We start from the raw sequence: 19973 nt of genomic DNA, 5'->3' as shown, positions 1-19973 counted from the left end.
GTTTATCAGATTCCGATGAAGCCGGTCGGGAATGCAGGCCGGACGATTCTATTCGAGGTGATCCCCATGGAAAAAGTCCATAATGAACAAGATTTCCGGGCGGCGGTGGAGAAATCAGAGGTTACCGTTGCCGTTTTTAAAACAACCTGGTGTAAAGACTGCCATTATATCGAGCCTTTTATGCCGGACTTGGAAAAGACGTATGCCGGGCGCATCACGTTCATCGAGCTGGACCGTGACGAAGTGCCGGACCTGTGCGAAGAGCTGAACATTCTGGGCATTCCCAGCTTTATCGCTTTCCGCAGCGGACAGGAGCTGATCCGTTTCGTGAGCAAACTGCGCAAAACGCGCGAAGAGATCGAGCAGTTCCTCGACCGTGCGATCGAAGTGGGCAACGCGCTGGCGAAGTGATACTGACGCTTCCGCCTTCTTTTGAAATGCCAAAAGCCGTTTCTTCGGAAACGGCTTTTTTTGTGCCGGCTGACCGGCGCGGCTCTCTCAAAAGCTTCGATTGCGGCGCCGCGCCGCTTGGCTCCGGCCGTAAGTGCCGCAAAGCGACTACACGCCCGCCTGGGAAGCGTGCTGTACGGCTTTCCGGCCTCCGGAGATTCCGGCACGTAACGGGTGCCTTTTGGCCCCCGGCCGTGGCACATGACTCCCTTTAGGCGAATTCGTGGAATTCGGGCTGCCGCCGGGCACACGATTCGGATCCGGACGAAGCTTCAAAGCGTTCTTGGCTTTCTGAATTTCTTCCTCCTTCACGAGCGATATCACCCGGTTTGCCGAAGCGCTTCCACCCGCTGACTGCGCCGCTTTATCGCGGTTTCCGCCGCTCCGTATAATTTGCGTCCATTAAGGACTCCCTAATACTGGGCCGCGTACCTTCCGCTTCTTTCAAGGCTTTGTAACATTTGCGAATGGAATTGGCCCCTAATAGTAGCTATAATGAATAGGAGCGGCAATGCTGCTGTTCACGGCCAAATCTCTTGCAAAACAGCCTCATTGATTATAGAGAAGTAGGTGCATGTTATGTATAAATTAACGAAGCGGTTGTCCTTTCTGACCATGATCGGCATGTTCCTGATCGTGATTATGGGCGCGCTCGTAACCAAAACCGAGTCGGGTCTGGGCTGCGGTAACGAATGGCCGCTCTGCAACGGCAAGTTCGTTCCTGCCTATACGATCTCATCCGTTATCGAATACAGTCACCGGGCGGTGACGGGCCTTGTGGGTCTGCTGCTGCTCGCCACATTTTTCCTTGTTTTCAAAACGGTCAGCCGTAAGGATGCCAAATATTTCGTGTCGGGCGCGGGTTTCTTCACCGTGCTGCAGGCGATTATGGGCGCCCTGGCCGTTGTCTTCTCGCAGTCTTCCGCGGTTATGGCGCTTCACTTCGGCCTTTCGCTGCTTGCTTTCGCCATGACGCTGCTGCTCTGGCTGACGTTTACGAAATGGGGGGACTACACGGTTTCCGTCGCCCGCACGGCGGACGGCCGTACACCGGCCCTGCCGAAGGATGCGGCTCCGATCGGCCGCGGCTTCCGCGCTTTCGTCTGGTTCGTCGGCATCTACTGCTACATCGTCGTTTATGTGGGCGCCTTCGTCCGGCATACGGAGTCTTCGGGAGGCTGCATCGGCTGGCCCCTGTGTAACGGACAAGTCGTGCCGGAACTGACGGGCGCCACCGGAATCGTATTTTTCCACCGCATTGCGGCCATGATTATGTTCTTCTGCGGACTCGCTTTGTTCCTGGTCGCACGCAAGAAATACAGCCATCTTGAAAATGTGTACAAAGGCGCGGGATGGGTGCTGGGCTTCCTGATCGCCCAAATTTTCAGCGGAGCTACCGTTACCTGGTCCTTGGGACATGATATGGCTTTCTTGTTCACCGGCATGATCCACGCCGTCCTGATTTGCGCCTTGTTCGGCTGGATCAGCTATCTCTGCGTCGTCATGCTGAATGCCCGAGTGCCGGTCGGCGCGGAGCATTCCCGTCCCAAGAAAGAGAGTCCGGCATCGGTGGAGGCTTCCGTTAAAAGAAAGGGAGCCGTTGCAGACTGACTTTACGGTCGGTCCCGGCCAGCCGTCTTCAAGACGTGATTGACCCGAAGCTTGCGGAATACGCCGCCCGCTTCATAAGAAGAAGGATAACGCGCTGCTTTTCACGAATGTGAAGGGCAGCCGTTTTTCTTTTACCGCGAATATGGTTCTGACGGAATGCGGGGCGAAGTCCGGATAATCCGCGCAGCTCATAACCCGATGCGGCTCTGAAAGCATCCGAAAGGGAACCGGAAACGGCTTTTACCCGGCTTCCCGGAAGGGCCGGTGTAAACGGCTTAACCGTTCAGTTGAGACGTCCGGAAGATGGCGCCGACGATTTTCATTTTTCGAAAAAGGCTTATTTAGGGTAATTCAAGAGTAGACGTTCCGGGAGGAGCGGGCTCTTCCTATGACGCTCCGGCCCGGCCGGATACCCATGTATGGATCGCGGAGGCGGAGCTCATACTGAAAAAAATAAGGAAATGGGTGAAAGCCATGCTAAGAACGATTTTCAACGAGACGAAACGCAGCGAACGCTCCGACGAGCGGCTGGAACAAGCTTTCACTTCGATCAAGCGTTATTTGAACGTCCTTCAGCTAAGCCGACATTCTTCGCCCTCATACAGCCCCAAAAAGCTGCATAGGCTCTATGTATGGACCCAAGGGTTTCTGGATGCCCTGGATGAGCTGGAGGAGAGTAAATACTGCGCCGGCCGTTTTGCGGAGCGGGTGAAAAAGTCTTATCTCGATGAAATGCGGCCCGAGGAGCTGGACGATTACAGGCGGTATGTTTATTTTTATAAAAACGCCCTCATCCGTCTTTTTTCGGTGCTGGATAAGCTGGGATACTTTTTGAACGATTTGTTTGATCTCAAAACGGAGACGCTCAAAACGCACTTTTCCTTTTTTACCGTATTGCGTAAAATGAGAGAGAGCGGGGTTCATCCCGCCCTGCAGCAAAAATTGTACGAACTGAAAATAGAAGCCAAACAGCCGCTTCAGGTTCTTCGAAACCAGCGGAATATGGAAATTCACTATGTGAATGTAGAGATGCTGGATGATCTGATGCAGTCCCACTCTTATCTGGGCGACCGGATCCAAGTGGAGGATATTGCGGATAATCTGGCGCAGCTGAACCGCGGATACGAGATGGTTTGCATGACGATGGATCTTGTATTCCAGTATATATCCAGGGGAAGCATAGGGGAGAACGGGGAGGAGAATCATGGCGGAGGTACGCAGAACGGCTCTTATCACGGGCAGCGCGAAAGGGCTCGGCAAAATGGCGGCGCTGACGCTGGCCAATCAAGGGTATGATATCGTTATCAATTACGTACATAGTGAAGAGGAAGCGCACGATCTGGTCAGGCACATCCAGAATACGGGCGTCCGCGCCGCCGCGATTCAAGGCGACGTCTCACGCGGCGAGGATATCGAGCGCATCGCGGAGACGGTGGGGGAAACGATGGGCGGCGTCGATGTGCTCGTCAACAACGCCGGCCCTTTCATCCGCGAACGGAGGCTGTTCGCGGATTATACGCGCGATGAGATTGACTATCTCATCCGCGGCAACCTGCTCGGCGTGATCCAGCTGGATCACGCCCTGCTGCCCCACATGCGGCATAAGCGCTGGGGCCGCATCATCCACTTCGGCTTCGGCCATGCCGCCGAAGCGCGCGCCTGGCCCCACAGGGCCGTCTACGCGGCCGCCAAGGTGGGGCTGGTTTCGTTCACGAAGACACTGGCCGAAGAAGAAGCGGCCCACGGGATCACCGTGAACATGATCTGTCCGGGAGATATCCGCGGAGCCAACAAGGAGAAGCGGATCGAGGAAGTGGAGAACTGCACCGACGACGAGACACCGCGGGGCAGACCCGGCACGGGCGAGGATGTAGCCCGCGTGCTGTCCTTCCTGTGCGACCCGAAGTCGGACTTCCTGACGGGGAACATCATGGAAGTGAACGGCGGCCTCGATCCGATCCAGACGCTGCCGATGCTGAAGCAGGGCAGATAAGCGCGCCCGCTTAGCGCCCATAAAAAAACCGGCCCCTCAAAGGGCCGGTTTTTTTATTAGAATACTTGAACAACCTCGACAACGCCTTCTACTTCTTCGACAAGCGCACGCTCGATACCGGCTTTCAAAGTAATCGTGGAGCTCGGGCAGCTTCCGCATGCACCCATCAGCTTCAGTTTTACAATGCCGTCTTCCACGTCCACCAGTTCCACGTCACCGCCATCACGCTGCAGGAACGGGCGAAGCTTATCTAGAACCTCAAGTACTTCATCATACATGGTTGCACTTTGGGTATTTTCAGTCATTTCAATCGACTCCTTTCTTATTTTATTATAGTACATTTCGGGAAAAAAAAATATCCCCCCGCATTCAAAGGGGCGGCCGGCCGTTCAGATCGGCCGTTTATTTTTTTTCAAAAAAACACTTCTTATTCTGTAGCATATGTTATATAATACAAATCATATAAAATCGAAACTGTATTATAACATTTAAAACGGGAAGGATGGATTCGCATGAACGAGAATAACGATTGCTGCCATTGTTACGGAGAAGGGGAGACGGAGTGCCAGAGCTGTTCGGGTGAAGGAAGCCGTGGAGACCGGGGAATCTGCACGTCCTGCGGAGGAAGCGGGAAGACAGCCTGTGCGCGCTGCAGCGGAAGCGGCGTAGTGGCCGATGCGTTCGACGTTCAGGACTCGATCACCGACATTATGCGGAGCCTGTATTTCAGACCGGAGTATACGAGGGGAAGATAATGCCTGCCTTGCGTAAGCGGTTCTTATGCTCAAATCTCCCCGGATGTGTTACAATACAGATAGTTTGTGAAACAGGTGGAGATCAAACATGAGACCTATCATTGAGTTTTGCGCAAGCAATATGCATCATGGTACGGACGCCGTCATGAAGAAGCTGGAAGGCAATCCGGATTACGACGTTATCGAATACGGGTGTCTGGGAAACTGCGGGGAATGTTACCTTTTTCCTTTTGCCATGGTTAACGGCGAAATCGTAGCGGCCGAGACAGCCGACAAGCTGTTTGACGAAATTTCCAAAAAAATAAAGGAAGTCGAAGAGATGTACGATTTGTTCGGCGACTGAATAACAAAAAGCCCGGTCTGCACAGTAGGTGCAAACCGGGCTTTTTTTTGCGTTTCTAGCCCCAGTGGTGTTTGGACATCCACAGGACTCCGTTTTTTAGGACACGCGGTACCATGCCTGTCATAACGGTTTTCTTGCCCATCAGGCCGAAGCCCGTCTTCTTGCCCAGAGAGCCGAGAACTCCTTTGAGCTTGATCTGGCCAAGCTTGGGCGTTTCTTTCTTCCACAGCGCCTGCATCACTTCAACGATCTGTTTGCCCTGCGATTCGGCCGCCTGCGCGCTCGGGGAGAACGGCAGGCTGGCGCAGTCGCCGACGACGAATACGTTCGGGTGGGACGGGATCTGATGGAACTCGTTCAGCAGAACGCGTCCGGAAGGATCCTTGTCCACGGGAAGCTGTTCGACGATCGGACTCGGCTTGATGCCGGCCGTCCAGATCGTGGCGTCCGTGCGGATGATCTCTTCTTCGTTGTAGAGATCGCCGCCTTCCAGTCTTTTCAGAGAGACGTGGGAACGCATTTCGATGTCGTGATCGAGCATCCAGTCGCGTACGAATTCTTTCGCTTTCGTCGGGAAGGAGGACAGAATGCTTGCGCCGCGGTCCAGGATGCGGATATTGATATCCTGCCGGCTTTCGCGAAGCTCCGCCGCCATCTCCACTCCGCTCAGGCCTCCGCCGACGATCGTAACCTGACCGTATGGCACGACGTCATTGACACGCTGGTACGTGATGCGGGTCTGTGAGAACGTCTGAATGCCGTTGGAAAATTCCTGCGCGCCCGGAATGCCGTGGAAATTATCCACGCAGCCGAGACCGATCACGAGGTAATCGTAATCGAGCGGTTCCTTGTCGGCAAAGATCACCTGTTTTGTTTCCAGGTTTACTTCCGTAACCTCTCCGTATTTAAGCGATAATCTGGGATCGTTCGGATAGGCAACGCGAAGCTCCGTCTCGGCGGCCGTACCGGCAGCCAGCGCGTAGTATTCCGTCTTGAGCCCTTGAAAAGGCGAGCGGTCGACCATCGTGACCGTCCAGTTGTCGGGTATTTCTTTTTCCAGAAGCTCCGTGGCTATGGTAATGCCGCCATAACCGCCTCCCAGAATAACAAACTTGTTCATGTTACATGAATCCCTTCTGCCATGGCTTTTGTCGTTGCATCATCTTTCTGTCAAAGGCTTCTAAAGGTTCTTACCCCAATTAGTTGTAGGTTTGAACCACATTGTAGAAGGTATCCCGTTCTACCGGGATTCGTCCCGCTCCTTTAATCAGCCAGACCAGATCGTCTTTCGTGACTCCGTCCGGAGATTGAGCGCCCGCGGCATGGGAGATGCGCTCCTTCACAATGGTTCCGTGAGCGTCAGATGCGCCGAATTGGAACGCAAGCTGAGTCACTTTGATGCCCATGTTAATAAAATAGGCTTTGATATGCGGGAAGTTGTCGAGCATCAGACGGCTGATCGCAATCGTTTTGAGCTCATCCACGGCAGGCACGCGCCGGCGGATACCCGCGTTTGCGCTTGCCGGTTGGATCGAATTCGGGATGAATACGAGGAATCCGTCTGTTTCATCCTGCAGATCGCGCAGCAGGGCCATATGCTCGATACGCTCTTCGAGCGTCTCGATCGAGCCGTAGAGCATCGTCGCATGCGTCTTCATGCCGAGCTCGTGAGCCGCGCGGTGGACATCCAGCCACTGGTTCGTGTCGGCTTTCTCGACTCTCATCTTCTTGCGGTAGCGTTCGGTCAAAATCTCGGCTCCGCCGCCGGGCAGCGTGTCAAGACCAACGTCCATCAGGGTGCGAAGCACCTCTTTGTAGCTGAGTCCGCTGATCCGCGCGAAGAAGTCGATTTCGGCAGCCGTATGAGCCTTGATCGCGACTTGCGGATAATGCTGTTTCAGGGTGCGCAGGGCGTCCACGTAGTATTGGAACGGAACATGCGGATTGTGGCCCTGGCTGATGTGGAACTCGCGAATATCCGGGTGGAAATTTTCGGAGATATACGTCAGCATCTCGGAAGGCGTCAGCGTGTAGGAGCCTGCCTCGCCCTCGTCTCTGCGGAAATGGCAAAACGCGCAGTGTTCTTCGCATACGTTTGTAAAATACAAACTCATGTTTTGTACGAAATACACGTTTTTGCCGTTCTTCCGAAGGTTGACCTTATTGGCTAATTGACCAATGGTCAACAAATCGTCCGATTGGTACAAAAACAGGCCGTCCTCCCGCGAAAGACGTTCTCCGTTCTCGACCTTTTCTGCAATTTCCGCCATGCGGCGGTCAGGACTGTCTATAATGACATTCACTAGTATACCCTCCCCGTAGGATCTTTTGAATCCATCCTGTGTAAATTTTTCGCCGTACGTTCAAAATCAGAACCTCTACATAGAAACATATCCCGTCAACCGTATAATGAAGGCTGCAGGATTTCATACTAAAAAAAGCGTTAAAAGTCCGGTTTCATCCTTCCTATTATAAACCTGTCATCTCAAAGGGGCAATAAGGATAAAGCTTGCAGCTCTTCCAGCAGGCTTGCGGCAAGGCCTTTTATAAGCGGTTATTGGCAAATATATTCGTAGAGCCGGACAAAAACTGGTAAAAAGGTCTTTATTATCCTTCGGTGTTTGATGTACACTGAAATGGTGATCTTTTTTGGGATAGGATGGTAGGTACATATGCAGCAATCGGAGGAGTGGGAATGCAGACAGAAGCTTGACGTCAGAATCGAGCAGCTGCGGTCCCAGATGGTAGAGAACGGGATGAAATACGGATTCCTGCACCCGAGTGTACAGCACGACAGCAGAAGACTCGACAAACTTATACTGCGGTACTACCAGCTGGAGCGGGGAGAGTCACCTCTTGAGACGAAGCTTGAATAGGAGTATACTATAGGAAGATAAGTGGATTACTAAAAGACTGCTTTCAGGAGACGGGCGCTGGACTGAGGCCGCTCCGTACAAGGAGGTTTATTTATATGAGTCTGATCAAGATCAGTGAGGAAGCGACAGGCAAAATCAAAGAAATGCTCGAGGCTGAGGAAACGCCGGATCTTTTTCTGCGTGTCGGTGTCAAAGAAGGCGGCTGCAGCGGGTTTTCATACGGTATGGGTTTCGATAACGACCAGAAGGAAGAAGATACGGTTCTGGATTTCAGCGGTCTGAAAGTGGTCGTGGACCCGGAAAGCGCGAAATACTTGTATGGCGTCGAGATTGATTACAAGGATGCGGGCATGGGCGGAGGCTTCACGATCGACAACCCCAACGCGGTAGCATCTTGCGGCTGCGGCGCTTCCTTCAAGGTGAAGGGCGAAGAGGGCAAAGCGGAGAAGTGCGACGACTAATTAGCGATTATATAGTGAACCGGGGGATTCAGCATCCCTTCGGTTCTTTCTTTTTATGTTCGGGAGCCTCCGGGATTCGTGATAGCCGGAAAACTATAAAAACCTGCCAAGAGGCGCCCTGAGGCTGCCATCTAGCAGGTTTCTTTTGTAAAATCCGATAGGTTTAGATGTAAAATGCAAGCAGAGCGAACCGGCCCTAAGTCTGGGGCAGAGCTTCCGGTTCCAGCACCGAAGTGCAGCGCGGACAGCGGGTTGCCTTGGCGGCGATTTCCGAAATGCAGTAAGGACATTCCTTCGTCGGCTCCGACTTCGGCTCCTCTTGAGACTCTTCTTTCCTGCGCAGTTTGTTCATCTGGCGGATCATCAGGAAAATCACGGCCGAAACGATGAGAAAGTCGATGATGTTGTTGATAAAGGCCCCGTAATTGATCGTGACGCCGCCTGACAGAGGAAGCTTTAAATTTTTGAAGTCCATCTTGCCGAGCAGCAGACCGATCGGGGGCATCAGGATATCGTTGACGAGCGAGGTCACGATTTTATTGAAAGCGGCCCCTATGATAACGCCGACCGCAAGGTCCACAACGTTGCCGCGCATAATAAATTTTTTGAATTCACCGATGATTTGAATTTTTTTAGGTTGATTTTCCAAGTTCTATACAGCCTCCCTTTTTACCCTCCTAGTCTACCAAAGGGGGTGCCAGGGAATCAATATACAATTAATAGAGGATGCGTTTGAGAACGCGTGTGTTCTCACCGTACTTCATCTTCATCTGCTTGGACTGTTCCAGCATGTACGCATACAGTTCCTTCAACCGGAGCTTCTGCGGCCGGATGGTCTCTTTCACTTCTCCGTTGACTACGATGTCGTAGACGATCATGACTCACTTCTCCTTTCGCTTACTGAACCCAGTATAAACGGCCAGTATTAAATCTACGTTAAATGTGATCGTCCATCCTGTGAAATTTACAGGTTCCGAAAGAGAATATGGACGACAACTATGTTCAATATATGCGAAAGGAGTCGGATTATTCCCGTTATATGGGAAATCGGTGCGGAGATTTGGTTAAATCCGCAAATGAAGATTAATGAATTCTGTTGATAGAAGGACAAGTTCCGATTATTTGTTTTTATCACAGTAAAGTGAAAAAAGGTGTGTATAACTTTGTCCACATTATCCGCCTACAAAACTCGCCAATTTTAGAGTCTATTCACAAATTACCCACAAGATATGCACATGGGTTTGTGGATAACAGAACGATTGTTCTAATATTTGGCACATGGTAATATAATGACAAGTTAAGCAGGAAAGGTGGTTGGTATGAGACAGATTAGCGACGAGACCCTCGTTGAATCGTATTTCAAAGCCCTTGACCTTGAACTGGAATCGGAATTTGTCGATTTACTACTAGGCGAAATTAACCGGAGACATATTGTGCTGGAAGCTTATCATAGCGATGAAGCTGCGCTTGCGTAGCTTCTTTTTTTGTCCGGCGGTCAATAGGGAAGGATCAAGTCAGGCTTTCCGGAACCGCCAGCACGGAGCTTGCGCCGCATGCTTCGCAATAAAGCATATGCATGCATTCGTTTCGTGCCACATCCGGGTAGCCGTTGGTCATGGAAATATCCTCGATGGGCCGGTAGGGGGCGTAGGGGCCGTAATAATCGTTTACCCGTCCGTAGTCGGACGCGCTGCCGCTTTCGCAGTGCGGGCAGACGGCGCTCAGCGCTTCCATTCCGTTGCAAACGGTGCAGAAAGAAGACAAAGGGCATTCCTCCTTAATCGGCTCGCGGGTTCGCGGCGTCAAAGTTAGAATGCCCTCCGGGCTTTATTTTCATTTGTAGGAGTTGACGGGCAGCTCTTGCATCAGAACTTCATGTTGCTGCTGTGTCCCGGTGAAAGTTTGGCGGACGGGTCCAGATAAACTTTCGCGTTGTTGACGGCGGTGGGCGCTTCTCCGAAGCCTACGGCGATCAGCTTCAGCTTGCCCGGGTACGTGGTGATGTCGCCTGCCGCGAAGATGCCGGGTACGTTCGTCTCCATCCGCGAGTCGACGACGATTGAGCCGTTCTCGATCTGAAGCCCCCACTCCGCTATCGGACCGAGGGAAGAAACGAAACCGAAATTAACGACGACGGCATCGACGTCAAGCACCGTTTCTTCTCCCGTCTTGACATGCTTCAGGGTTACTTTGCGGATCGCGTCGTCGCCTTCAAGTGCCGTGATTTCGGTCGGCGTCACGACGTTCACGCTGGAATTCATCAGTTTCTCCACACTGTGCTCGTGGGCGCGGAATTTATCCCGGCGGTGAATGAGCGTAACCTGCTCGGCGATCGGCTCCAGCATAAGCGACCAGTCGACGGCTGAATCGCCTCCTCCGCTGATAAGGACCTTCTGGCCGGCGAACGAGTTCAGATCGCTGACGAAGTAGTGAAGATTCGTTTTCTCGTACCGGGCCGCTTCCGGCAGCTCCAGACGGCGCGGTTCGAAGGCGCCGACGCCCCCGGTAATGATAACCGCCTTGCCGAAATGAGATTGTTTATCTGTGATAACCTCGAACAGGCGCTCCTCTTTTTTGTCCACCTGCAGAACCTTCTCTTCCAAACACACGTGAATCGGGAAGTGGTTCATCTGGACGGCGAGGCTGTTTACAAGCTCCTGGGCGGTCACTTTCGGAAATCCCGCCACATCATATATATGCTTCTCCGGATACAGAGCGGCAAGCTGTCCGCCCAACTGGGGCATACTTTCGATTAACGTAACGGATGCCTGGCGCATTCCCCCGTAAAAAGCCGCAAACATACCGGCCGGTCCGCCCCCGATGATGATCAGATCTTTCACTTGGTCGTGCTGAATTTCGGTTTCACTCACTACTCGGACACCTCCACTGTTCTGCACATTGCCTTCTGCTCCATTATAAACGCCCTAAATGAGGAAATAAACCAAATAGATAAAGAAAAGCCGAGCAAACCGGTCGGCTATCGTTCCGGAATGCTCCTTCAAGGGAGCTTGTTTGGGACTAACTGCCCTTTAATTTAGTGGGAATTACTGGTCGAAAAACCTTCGTTTTTGAGGAAATTGTCCCTTGCTATTTAACAGGGCACATTATATGATTGCATGAGATTGGTGCTGCATTTCCGTGAAAAATGGCGAAATAGCCCCGCTTGAAGGATAGAGAGAGAAACATTTTCACGGACATATCCGTCAGAAGATATGTGTTAATTTTCACAAATGCAAGCCCTTAAAAAAGTATGGAAGTGAGAGAGAACCAATGAGTAGAGTCCCAAGGATAGTCATATTGGGCGCTGGCTACGGTGGTGTTGTAACATCTTTACGTCTTCAGAAACTGTTAAATTATAACGAAGCGGACGTAACGCTGGTGAACAAGCATGATTATCATTATATTACGACCCATCTGCATATGCCCGCAGCCGGAACGGATAAACCTGATAATGCACGCGTCAATATTTCCTCTCTGATCGATGAATTCAAAGTGGACTTCGTTAAATCGACCGTAGTTCAAATACGCCCGGGGGAGAAGAAAGTCATCCTTGAAGACGGCACCTTGTCCTACGATTATCTGGTTATCGGTCTCGGCGGCGAGCCGGAAACGTTCGGAATCCCGGGTTTGAAAGAATATGCGATGACGATCCGCAGCATTAACAGCGTACGTCATATCCGCGAACATATCGAATATCAGTTCGCCAGATTCAAGCAGGAGCCGGACCGCAAGGAACTGCTTACATTTGTCGTAGGCGGGGCAGGCTTCTCCGGCATCGAATTCGTCGGTGAGCTGGCGGACCGTATTCCCGAGCTGTGCAAAGAGTTCGACGTGGACCCTGCGCTTGTCCATATTTACAATATCGAAGCGGCTCCGACGGCTCTGCCCGGTTTCGATCCGGAGCTGGTGGAGTATGCGATGCGCCTGCTTACCGATAAGGGCGTCACGTTCAAAATCGCCACAGCGATCAAGGAATGCACGCCGGAAGGCGTCCTCATCGCAGGGGACGAATTCATCAAAGCGGGCACGGTCATCTGGACGGGAGGAATCCGCGGCAACCGTCTTCTGGAGGACGCGGGCTTCGAAACGATGCGCGGCCGCATCCAGGTCGATGAATTCCTGCGTGCTCCGGGTTACGACAATATTTTCGTAACGGGCGACTGCTCCCTGGTGATGAATCCCGAAGGCAGGCCATACCCGCCGACGGCTCAAATCGCGACCCAGCAGGGGGAGAACTGCGCGTTCAACCTCGTGGCTTCCATCCGCGGGAACGCTTTGAAAGAATTCGCGTTCGTAAACCGCGGCACGGTAGCTTCCCTGGGCAAGGGCGAAGCCATCGGCATCGTCGGCACGAAGAAAATGAAGGGCGGTACGGCGGCTCTTATGAAGAAAGTCATCGATATGCGCTATCTGTATACGATCGGCGGTCTTCCGCTCGTGGTCCGCAAAGGAAAGCTGCGCTAACCGGCTTCCCGGCCAGACCAAGATGATCGAGACCGAAAGCCGCCAACGGCAGCCGTCCGCAAAGGGCGTGCCGGGGCGGCTTTTTTTGCTATACGAAAGGATGAAGCAGCCAGGGGAGGAGTACATACGAAATGAGACACTGCAGTGTACAGGTGCGCGGCCTTCTGACGCGCAGCGAGCTGGACCGCTACAATGCGTTGATTGAAGTCGGCCACTATCTGGAGAACCAGAAGGAATACGGTCATGTGGCCGTCGTGCAGAAGGAGATCGACATTCTTATCCTTCCGGCGATAGAACGGCTCAAGGAGAAGAGCCGCCAGCGCGACCGCGACACGGAGGACTACCTGCGCCGTAAGGCGGAGATGGAAGCCGAGATGAAGCGGATCGCGGAGGAAGACGACGAGGACTGAGCATGAACAGACAAAAGCCGCACATAGGTGCGGCTTTTGTTCCTTGCGGGCGAGGGGGCTGCCGCCTTCGCGGCGGGGCATCTTAGCTGCGGGAGCCGCTCTACCCGCGGTTCTTGCCCGCAGGGCTGCGCCGGCGGCCCTCTCCCGGCGGGCACAAAAAAGCCTGAACGTTTTCCCTAAGGGAAACGTTCAGGCTTTTTTGCTTGCCGCGGGGCGGCTATACGTCCAGCAGACGGCCGAGGCGGTCATTGTCGAGCAGGTTGCCGACATAGAAGTCGCCGAACTCGCCGAAGCGTGCGCTCACTTCGTCGAAGCGCATTTCGTACACGAGCTTCTTGAACTGCAGCGCATCGTCGGCGAACAGCGTGACGCCCCATTCCCACAGATCGAAACCGACGGAGCCGGTGATGATCTGTTTGACTTTACCGGCATAGCTGCGGCCGATCATACCGTGGCTGCGCATCATGGCTTTGCGCGATTCGAGGTCGAGCATGTACCAGTTGTCGCCGCCTTCGCGGCGTTTGTTCATCGGATAGAAGCAGATGTGCTTTGCTTTAGGCAGCGTCGGCTTCAAGCGTGCGACAACTTCGGGATTTTCCATAGGATCGGAGCCCGGCTTGGCCATGTAGCTGCTCAGCTCGACGACCGATACGTACGAGTAAACCGGGATTGTGTATTTGGCGAACGCCGATTTGTTGAAGGCGGTCTCCAGATCGTTCAGCTCTTCGAGCGTTTCGCGAAGCTGCATGAACAGAATATCGGCCTTCTGGCCTACGATGCTGTACAGCGCCGTGCTTCCTTCTTTATTATCTTCAATTGTTGCCCATTCGCCGATAAACGAACGAAGCTCGTCCTCCGCGCGCTTGCGCTCTTCCGGAGACGCTTCTTTCCAGGCGTTCCAATCCATGCGGCGGAAATCGTGCAGGGCGTACCAACCTTCTAATGTTTCGATGGCTTCACTCATAAGAAACGGAAACCCTCCTTTAATCTAGGGGAATTCGGGTCTTACCAATCTTTCTCATTGTATCGGCTCCGCTTTCAAAAGGCAAATGAACAAACGGTGTCGAGCGCTTAATGTTCATGATGTGGACACTTTACCTGACTGTGGAAATTGCTTTACAATAGAGAGAAGAATGCGTAAAAGGAGTGGACCGATTTTGATTCAGTTGGTCATCGTCATCGTCCTGATGTTCGTGCTGTTTTTTGGACTCGGGTTTATTCTAAATATGCTGATGAAAACGACCTGGTTTCCGGTCTATGCGTTTGTGGCGCTGATCATCGGGCTGAGCTTCTATTACAGCGACAAAATGACATCGATTACGGCGGTGGACATCGCCCCGGTCATCGGCGGGCTCATCGGGGCCGTCGTGAGCGGGACAACCATCCGCACGCTCAGAATCAAAGGCTTCAAAATGTTCTAGAACGCGCTGTGAATACAGCCAGCAAAAGCCCGGAGCATCAGCTCCGGGCTTTCTTATTGGAACGGATATTCATTTGTGGGCTTGCCGCAGCCGATTAATACGAGTGATAAGAATCGTTGTAGCCGTATCCTGCGTAAGGCTCTTTGGGAACGAACAGGGAAGCGATGATGTAAATCAGGGTGAAGGTGCCGAAGCTGAACAGGACGCCGATTACGGCGATGAGGCGGACGACGGTCGGATCTACATTCAGGTATTGGGCAAGCCCTCCGCAAAGTCCGGTAAGCTTACGGTCTGTTCTGGAACGGAAAAGTTTATTCATGATTGAATCTCTCCTTTGATTTTGGTCGATTTGGTCGATTAATTGTCCGGAACCGGTCCGGATCGTTTGTCTTGCGCCGTTTCCGTATTTCATGTCTTTATCTTACCGGATCGGGAGGAGAGCCAAAACGGCCCTAAGGCGGTTTTGGAGTTAGACTTTAGTCGGGGCGGCCCCTCGTCATTAAGGCCAGGTAACATTTTTCATTCCCTTCCCTGTCGAGATTTGTGGTAAAATGATGTTCAGACCTTTTAAGGTACGGATGGAGTTTGATGCTATGCGATTGACCAATTTGCTGCATTTTACAGAAAATCACCGGTTCTGCGTATACCGGGATTTCGCGTTAAGCAGTCTTGATTATAAAATGCTGTCTTCGATCTATCAGCCGATGATCGGGGGCTATGCCGTCAGCTTGTACCATACGCTCTACCAGCAGGTTCCGTCGGACAAGACGGGCTATGCCGGGCTGGAGCAGCAGCGCAAGCTTTTTTTATCGCTGGAACTCGATCCCGGGGAGCGCAGCCGCAAGCTGTTCATCGAGCAATCCTCGAAGCTGGAGGCCGTCGGGCTGCTTCAGACGTCGCGCATCTACATGCAGGACGAGGACGACTACATTTATGAATACACGCTGTTCTGCCCGCTGTCGCCGAACGAATTTTTCCGCAATCAGCATCTGACCCTGCTCCTGCGGGACAAAATCGGCAAGTTTCTGCTGCTGTCGCTGCGCGACGAGCTTACGATGCCGGAACCTGCGGAGCTGGCGGGGGCGGACAGCGAGAATTTGTCGGTGCCTTTCTACGAGCTGTTCCGCCTGAACACCCAGGTGATCGATTACGAGCTGGAGCAGGCCCTGTACGAAGCGTCGGCCGGCAAACAGACGGCGCAGGCGCTGGACGTGACGACCAAAGGCTACGCCTATGCGGATCTCATCACCCGGTACCCCCGGGAATCGTTTAACCGCATCTATGTCGAGAATCTCAAGTACAAGCCCGAAACGATGATCTCCATTAATATGGTTGCCAGGAAATACAGTCTTACTTTGCAGGAAACGGTCCGGCTGCTGGATGAGGACGGAATGTTCGACGAGGACGGCGAGCTTCAGATCGATTCCCTGCAGTATAAGGCGAATTTGTATTTCCGCCAGGGCAAGAAGCGGGATGAGGAGCGCGAGCGTTTCCTTCACCGTGCGGAGTCCGCGGCCCCCGGGGAGAATACGACCGAATCCGAAGAAGAAGCGCGGTCGGTGGAAATGCAGTACTACCTGGAAGTTCCCGCGTTCCTGCAGGGATCGCACAATGAACACCAGTACAATTCGCTCCTTAAAAACGAGCCTTACACCCTCGTTCTGCAAAGCTTTTTCACCCAGGGGCCGGTTCCGAACGGCGTTCTGGACATTTTCGAGAAAATCGATCTCAATTATAAGTTGAAAGAAGAAGTCATTAACGTTCTTATTCATTACATTCATATCGACAAACGCTCCTGGGCCAAGTCGTCCATCGAAGCGGTAGCGTCGGACATGCTCGGCAAGCAGATCGCCTCGTTCGAGCAGGCCGTCGAATATGTGCGCCAGCGGCTGCAGTTCCGGCAGCAGGCGGCGGCCAAAGCGGCGGCGGCCAAAGCTTCCGGCGGTTATGCCGGCAGAGGGAAAGCCCGCACGGCAGGCAAGCAGATGAAGCCGCAGATTCCGATCGTCCAGAACAAGGGGCAGACGTCCCGCGTGACGGAGGAAGAGCTGGAAGCGATGCTGCGCAAAGCGAAGAAGCTTGACGAAATGTTTAATTCCTGAGAGTTCTAGACAATGGCGGGAGGAGGAACCCCGATGGAATCCCTGTCCGAAATGCTGAAACAAATGCCCAAGAGCACATGGATGCAAAGGGCGGAGGAACAGGCCAAGCAGGTGCTGGAGGATCCGCTGATTCTGAAGCTTCGCGGACAATATCCGCAGCTCGACGATCATACGCTGAAAATCAATATGAACCGTCTGTACCAGTATGCGACGGAGCATAAGAACTGCCTGAACTGCCCGGGGCTGGAGCGGTGCCCTAACGACATGCAGGGGCATTATACGATGCTTAACGTGGAAGATAACGGCGGCCGCACTTATATCCATGAAGAAAAAACGGCCTGCCGCAAATTTATAGCGAAGCAGTCCCAGGATGCGATCCGCAGCCGGATCCGCACGTTTCACATCGACGAGCAGGCGCTCAGCCGGGAGCATACGTACACGGATATTTTGCGGACGGATATGGAACGCGCCAAGGCCGTCGATTTCCTGAACGACTACGTGATGCGGACAACGGAAGAAGGGCTGCAGAAGAAAGGGCTGTACCTGCAGGGCTCCTTCGGCACCGGCAAAACGTTCCTGATGTGCTATATGCTTTATCAGCTCGCGAAAAAAGGCTTCACGGGAGCCATCGTGTACATGCCGGATTTTGCGGAGGATCTCAAGGGGATGTTCGGGGAGCCGCAAAAGCTGAAGGAGACGATCGAGCTGCTGAAGGAAACGGAACTTCTGGTCTTCGACGATATCGGAGCGGAGAATCTTAATCCGTGGCTTCGCGACCATGTATTGGGAGCGATTCTCAACTACCGGATGAACCGCAAGCCGACATTCTTTACGTCCAATTACGATCTGGACGCGCTGGAGAAGCATTTCAGCTTTACGAACAAAGACGGTGACGAAGAGTACAAAGGTCAGCGGATTATGGACCGGGTGCGGCCGTACGTCGAAGTCGTGACCGTAGACGGATATAACAAACGGGGGGCTTAGCTGCCGCCCGTGTACGCCAAGAGCCGCCGCGGAATGCGATCCGCAGGCGGCTCTTGTGGTCCTGCTCCGCGGTATGCCGCCAGCATGCCGTGGAGCAGGGAAGGTGAAGCCGGAGGGGAAGTTGTCCGGCTTATTTGTTTTTGAGGCGCTCCAGATCGTGCGCGACCTGTTCGACCATCTGGACGAACGAGCTCAGCTCCTGGGAGCTGGCGGCCTGCGTGCGCGCGTAGATGGACGTCTGCTCGGACTCGCCGTGTACGGTGCCGAGAATCGTGCGGATCGCGGTCAGCTTGTCCTCGATCAGCTCCAGCGATTCGCGGGAGCGGGAGGCGAGCTTGCGCACCTCGTTCGCGACGACTTCGAAGCCGCGCCCGGCATCGCCGGCACGGGCCGCTTCGATGGCCGCATTGAGGCCGAGAAGGTGGGTCTGCTCGGACACTTCCTTCATGAGAGAGCCCATCGCGTGGATATGGCCGACTTCTTCCTCAAGCTCTTTTAAATATTGATGCGATTTATCCTGGGATTCCGCGGTTTGTACGGCCGTCTCGGCTACGATCTGACTGCTGCTGCTCAGCTCGACCATCATGGAGGCGAGGTCCTGAACGGCTTTGGAAATGCCGGAGAGCATGATGGCCTGATCATCGGCCAATTGCTGTATTTTAGCTTTCTCGTCATGCTCGTAAGCTTCCAGAACGAGCTGCGAGTCAAGATTGAACATTTTCGTCAGGGCATGAACCACTTCAAGCCAGGCTCCGTCCGGAAGGACGCGTTTAAAATGACGGAGGGACAGATCGAGATACAGCATGTAGGTTCCCAGGTACCATTCCGTTGTCAGACCGATCCGGGAATGAACTCTGCCTACGATCAGCCGGTTCTGGATATATTGTTCGTTCAGTACGCCCGAAGCCATAGACAGGAAGTAATCCGCCTGCGTCTGCTTCAAGCGGTCCAGTGTGCTGTGACGCGAGATAAGTTCTCTCAGCTCGGGTTCGGCGGCGATTTGCTCGTAGAGCTGCTCCACCACCTCTTCCACGACTTCCTTGAAAGCGGGTTCATTTGCTTTTAGCAGCTGCAGGTCATTCTCGGTTATGCCGGTAAAACGCACCTGCTTCATCCGGTCATCAGACAATTGAATCAAAAAGGGCACCCCATTTTCTCTAGTTTCACCTGTTATTAGGAAGGGCGTAAAACGGCCTCTTACCAGAATTCTCCGTTTTGAGACCAAAGTCCTGCTTGAATGGAGACAAAAGGCAATTTTATCCCGATCCCCGCAGATGAAAACAAGAAAAAAACCTGTCCGCATATGCAGCAGGTTTCTTTCAGGCGGTCCGGATTATCCGATCACCAGTTTAATAATGACCCCAATGATGAAAATGATCATCAAAACGGCGAAGAATCCGCCAAAACCGAGGGCAACATCCATAAAGTCGTTGCGGGGCTCTTCATTGAGATGAAGTTCCGGATGTTTAGGATCGCTCATGCCTGTTCCTCCTCACTTGTCCGCCCGAAAATAAGCAGACGTAGGCTTATTGCCAGTATACCCATTTTTCGCGAAACTTGTAAAGATGCCCGGAGATTCAAAGCATGACAAAGTTGGCACAACCCGGAGGATGCCAGATTTTAGGGCTTGCCCTGTTCGGTTGAAAAACCGACATATTGTGGTATACTTTACATGTTGACAATATCCGGATCCGCTGAGGATTTCGATGAACTTTTAGATAAATGAGGAGGAAGAAATCATGGCGATCGTAAACGTAACAGACCAATCCTTTAAAGGTGAAGTAGAAGGAGAAGGCACGGTTCTCGTTGATTTCTGGGCACCATGGTGCGGACCTTGCAAGATGATTGCACCGGTTCTGGAAGAATTGGCTAAAGAGGAAGAAAGCCTGAAAATCGCGAAAGTGAACGTGGATGACAATCCCGAATCCGCTTCCCGCTTTGGCGTTATGAGCATCCCGACCCTGATCGTATTCAAAAACGGTCAACCGGTCGATAAAGTCGTCGGTTTCCAATCGAAGGACGCGCTCAAGAACGTTCTTTCCCGTCACCAATAATTGCCTCGCGCAATCAAACGATGAGAAAAAGCTCTTTTTCTGCTATGCT

At 53.0% G+C, this 19973-nt stretch carries 27 protein-coding genes; 15 read left to right on the top strand and 12 right to left on the bottom strand.

The window, feature by feature from the left end:
* Positions 1–66: 66 nt before the first annotated feature.
* Positions 67–411, top strand: coding sequence for a co-chaperone YbbN (locus C4S74_RS13770; protein ID WP_181024414.1), 345 nt, complete (start codon positions 67–69; stop codon positions 409–411).
* Between the two features lie 147 nt (positions 412–558).
* Here C4S74_RS13770 and C4S74_RS13765 read toward each other — a convergent pair whose 3' ends face one another.
* Positions 559–762: a hypothetical protein gene (locus C4S74_RS13765; RefSeq protein ID WP_181024413.1), complete on the bottom strand. Its 204-nt coding sequence runs from the start codon at positions 760–762 to the stop codon at positions 559–561.
* Positions 763–1029: 267 nt separating this feature from the next.
* Here C4S74_RS13765 and C4S74_RS13760 point away from each other — a divergent pair, with 267 nt between their 5' ends.
* The 3 genes from C4S74_RS13760 to C4S74_RS13750 all read left to right on the top strand — a co-directional run bounded on the left by C4S74_RS13760 (position 1030) and on the right by C4S74_RS13750 (position 4054).
* On the top strand, positions 1030–2061 hold the full coding sequence (locus tag C4S74_RS13760; RefSeq protein WP_103995873.1) for a heme A synthase: 1032 nt from the start codon (positions 1030–1032) through the stop codon (positions 2059–2061).
* A 474-nt stretch (positions 2062–2535) separates the two neighbouring features.
* The gene (locus tag C4S74_RS13755) at positions 2536–3357 is read left to right on the top strand and encodes a Cthe_2314 family HEPN domain-containing protein (protein ID WP_146065502.1); all 822 of its coding nucleotides are present in this window, start codon (positions 2536–2538) and stop codon (positions 3355–3357) included.
* Positions 3266–4054: an SDR family oxidoreductase gene (locus tag C4S74_RS13750; protein WP_103995871.1), complete on the top strand. Its 789-nt coding sequence runs from the start codon at positions 3266–3268 to the stop codon at positions 4052–4054. The genes C4S74_RS13755 and C4S74_RS13750 overlap by 92 nt, the downstream gene beginning before the upstream one ends.
* 56 nt (positions 4055–4110) lie before the next feature.
* Here the strand turns inward: C4S74_RS13750 and C4S74_RS13745 are convergent, their stop codons facing one another.
* Complete coding sequence (locus C4S74_RS13745; protein ID WP_009673094.1) at positions 4111–4359, bottom strand: NifU family protein; 249 nt, start codon at positions 4357–4359, stop codon at positions 4111–4113.
* Positions 4360–4566: 207 nt separating this feature from the next.
* Between C4S74_RS13745 and C4S74_RS13740 the strand changes: the two genes are divergently transcribed.
* The gene (locus C4S74_RS13740) at positions 4567–4809 is read left to right on the top strand and encodes a hypothetical protein (RefSeq protein WP_103995870.1); all 243 of its coding nucleotides are present in this window, start codon (positions 4567–4569) and stop codon (positions 4807–4809) included.
* Between the two features lie 88 nt (positions 4810–4897).
* Positions 4898–5152, top strand: a complete 255-nt coding sequence (locus C4S74_RS13735) for a YuzB family protein (RefSeq protein WP_103995869.1) — start codon at positions 4898–4900, stop codon at positions 5150–5152.
* 55 nt (positions 5153–5207) lie between these two features.
* Here C4S74_RS13735 and C4S74_RS13730 read toward each other — a convergent pair whose 3' ends face one another.
* Positions 5208–6272: an NAD(P)/FAD-dependent oxidoreductase gene (locus C4S74_RS13730; protein ID WP_103995868.1), complete on the bottom strand. Its 1065-nt coding sequence runs from the start codon at positions 6270–6272 to the stop codon at positions 5208–5210.
* A 79-nt stretch (positions 6273–6351) separates the two neighbouring features.
* Positions 6352–7455 carry an aminofutalosine synthase MqnE gene (gene mqnE, locus C4S74_RS13725; RefSeq protein ID WP_103995867.1) on the bottom strand — a complete coding sequence of 368 codons (1104 nt, stop codon included), beginning with the start codon at positions 7453–7455 and terminating at the stop codon, positions 6352–6354.
* 369 nt (positions 7456–7824) lie between these two features.
* Here mqnE and C4S74_RS13720 point away from each other — a divergent pair, with 369 nt between their 5' ends.
* Positions 7825–8028, top strand: coding sequence for an aspartyl-phosphate phosphatase Spo0E family protein (locus tag C4S74_RS13720; RefSeq protein ID WP_016423556.1), 204 nt, complete (start codon positions 7825–7827; stop codon positions 8026–8028).
* A gap of 101 nt (positions 8029–8129) precedes the next feature.
* Positions 8130–8489, top strand: coding sequence for an iron-sulfur cluster insertion protein ErpA (gene erpA, locus C4S74_RS13715; protein WP_181024426.1), 360 nt, complete (start codon positions 8130–8132; stop codon positions 8487–8489).
* A 196-nt stretch (positions 8490–8685) separates the two neighbouring features.
* Here the strand turns inward: erpA and mscL are convergent, their stop codons facing one another.
* Both mscL and C4S74_RS13705 read right to left on the bottom strand, forming a co-directional pair.
* Positions 8686–9111: a large-conductance mechanosensitive channel protein MscL gene (mscL, locus tag C4S74_RS13710; RefSeq protein WP_103995981.1), complete on the bottom strand. Its 426-nt coding sequence runs from the start codon at positions 9109–9111 to the stop codon at positions 8686–8688.
* A gap of 94 nt (positions 9112–9205) precedes the next feature.
* The gene (locus tag C4S74_RS13705) at positions 9206–9367 is read right to left on the bottom strand and encodes a hypothetical protein (protein ID WP_009676280.1); all 162 of its coding nucleotides are present in this window, start codon (positions 9365–9367) and stop codon (positions 9206–9208) included.
* 441 nt (positions 9368–9808) lie between these two features.
* On the opposite strand from C4S74_RS13705, the gene sda reads away from it, so the two are divergent.
* Entirely contained in the window at positions 9809–9964 is a 156-nt protein-coding gene (sda, locus tag C4S74_RS13700; RefSeq protein WP_009676266.1) for a sporulation histidine kinase inhibitor Sda, read from the top strand.
* Between the two features lie 34 nt (positions 9965–9998).
* On the opposite strand, the gene C4S74_RS13695 is transcribed toward sda, so the two are convergent.
* Positions 9999–10253 carry a hypothetical protein gene (locus C4S74_RS13695; RefSeq protein ID WP_103995865.1) on the bottom strand — a complete coding sequence of 85 codons (255 nt, stop codon included), beginning with the start codon at positions 10251–10253 and terminating at the stop codon, positions 9999–10001.
* A 101-nt stretch (positions 10254–10354) separates the two neighbouring features.
* Positions 10355–11359 (bottom strand): NAD(P)/FAD-dependent oxidoreductase, encoded by a 1005-nt coding sequence (locus tag C4S74_RS13690; protein WP_103995864.1) that lies wholly within the window; start codon positions 11357–11359, stop codon positions 10355–10357.
* 400 nt (positions 11360–11759) lie between these two features.
* Here C4S74_RS13690 and C4S74_RS13685 point away from each other — a divergent pair, with 400 nt between their 5' ends.
* Positions 11760–12953, top strand: a complete 1194-nt coding sequence (locus C4S74_RS13685) for an NAD(P)/FAD-dependent oxidoreductase (protein WP_103995863.1) — start codon at positions 11760–11762, stop codon at positions 12951–12953.
* Between the two features lie 131 nt (positions 12954–13084).
* The gene (locus tag C4S74_RS13680; RefSeq protein ID WP_009676256.1) at positions 13085–13363 is read left to right on the top strand and encodes a hypothetical protein; all 279 of its coding nucleotides are present in this window, start codon (positions 13085–13087) and stop codon (positions 13361–13363) included.
* A 217-nt stretch (positions 13364–13580) separates the two neighbouring features.
* Here C4S74_RS13680 and hemQ read toward each other — a convergent pair whose 3' ends face one another.
* Entirely contained in the window at positions 13581–14327 is a 747-nt protein-coding gene (hemQ, locus tag C4S74_RS13675; RefSeq protein ID WP_103995862.1) for a hydrogen peroxide-dependent heme synthase, read from the bottom strand.
* A gap of 193 nt (positions 14328–14520) precedes the next feature.
* On the opposite strand from hemQ, the gene C4S74_RS13670 reads away from it, so the two are divergent.
* On the top strand, positions 14521–14784 hold the full coding sequence (locus tag C4S74_RS13670) for a YuiB family protein (protein WP_009676274.1): 264 nt from the start codon (positions 14521–14523) through the stop codon (positions 14782–14784).
* A 94-nt stretch (positions 14785–14878) separates the two neighbouring features.
* On the opposite strand, the gene C4S74_RS13665 is transcribed toward C4S74_RS13670, so the two are convergent.
* Complete coding sequence (locus C4S74_RS13665; protein ID WP_103995861.1) at positions 14879–15103, bottom strand: PspC domain-containing protein; 225 nt, start codon at positions 15101–15103, stop codon at positions 14879–14881.
* A 274-nt stretch (positions 15104–15377) separates the two neighbouring features.
* Between C4S74_RS13665 and C4S74_RS13660 the strand changes: the two genes are divergently transcribed.
* Together C4S74_RS13660 and dnaI are read left to right on the top strand one after the other, a co-directional pair.
* On the top strand, positions 15378–16886 hold the full coding sequence (locus tag C4S74_RS13660; protein ID WP_103995860.1) for a DnaD domain protein: 1509 nt from the start codon (positions 15378–15380) through the stop codon (positions 16884–16886).
* Between the two features lie 33 nt (positions 16887–16919).
* Entirely contained in the window at positions 16920–17870 is a 951-nt protein-coding gene (gene dnaI, locus C4S74_RS13655; protein ID WP_103995859.1) for a primosomal protein DnaI, read from the top strand.
* 130 nt (positions 17871–18000) lie between these two features.
* Here the strand turns inward: dnaI and C4S74_RS13650 are convergent, their stop codons facing one another.
* The gene (locus C4S74_RS13650) at positions 18001–19017 is read right to left on the bottom strand and encodes a globin-coupled sensor protein (protein ID WP_308458020.1); all 1017 of its coding nucleotides are present in this window, start codon (positions 19015–19017) and stop codon (positions 18001–18003) included.
* Positions 19018–19203: 186 nt separating this feature from the next.
* Positions 19204–19350, bottom strand: coding sequence for a YqzM family protein (locus tag C4S74_RS13645; protein WP_103995858.1), 147 nt, complete (start codon positions 19348–19350; stop codon positions 19204–19206).
* 259 nt (positions 19351–19609) lie between these two features.
* On the opposite strand from C4S74_RS13645, the gene trxA reads away from it, so the two are divergent.
* Positions 19610–19924, top strand: coding sequence for a thioredoxin (gene trxA, locus C4S74_RS13640; protein ID WP_009676258.1), 315 nt, complete (start codon positions 19610–19612; stop codon positions 19922–19924).
* Positions 19925–19973 lie beyond the last annotated feature (49 nt).

This window comes from Paenibacillus sp. UNC499MF, from assembly GCF_900107975.1.
Classification (GTDB): domain Bacteria; phylum Bacillota; class Bacilli; order Paenibacillales; family NBRC-103111; genus Paenibacillus_F.
The sequence above is the reverse complement of the archived record's forward strand: the minus strand, read 5'-3'. Positions and strand labels throughout refer to the sequence as shown.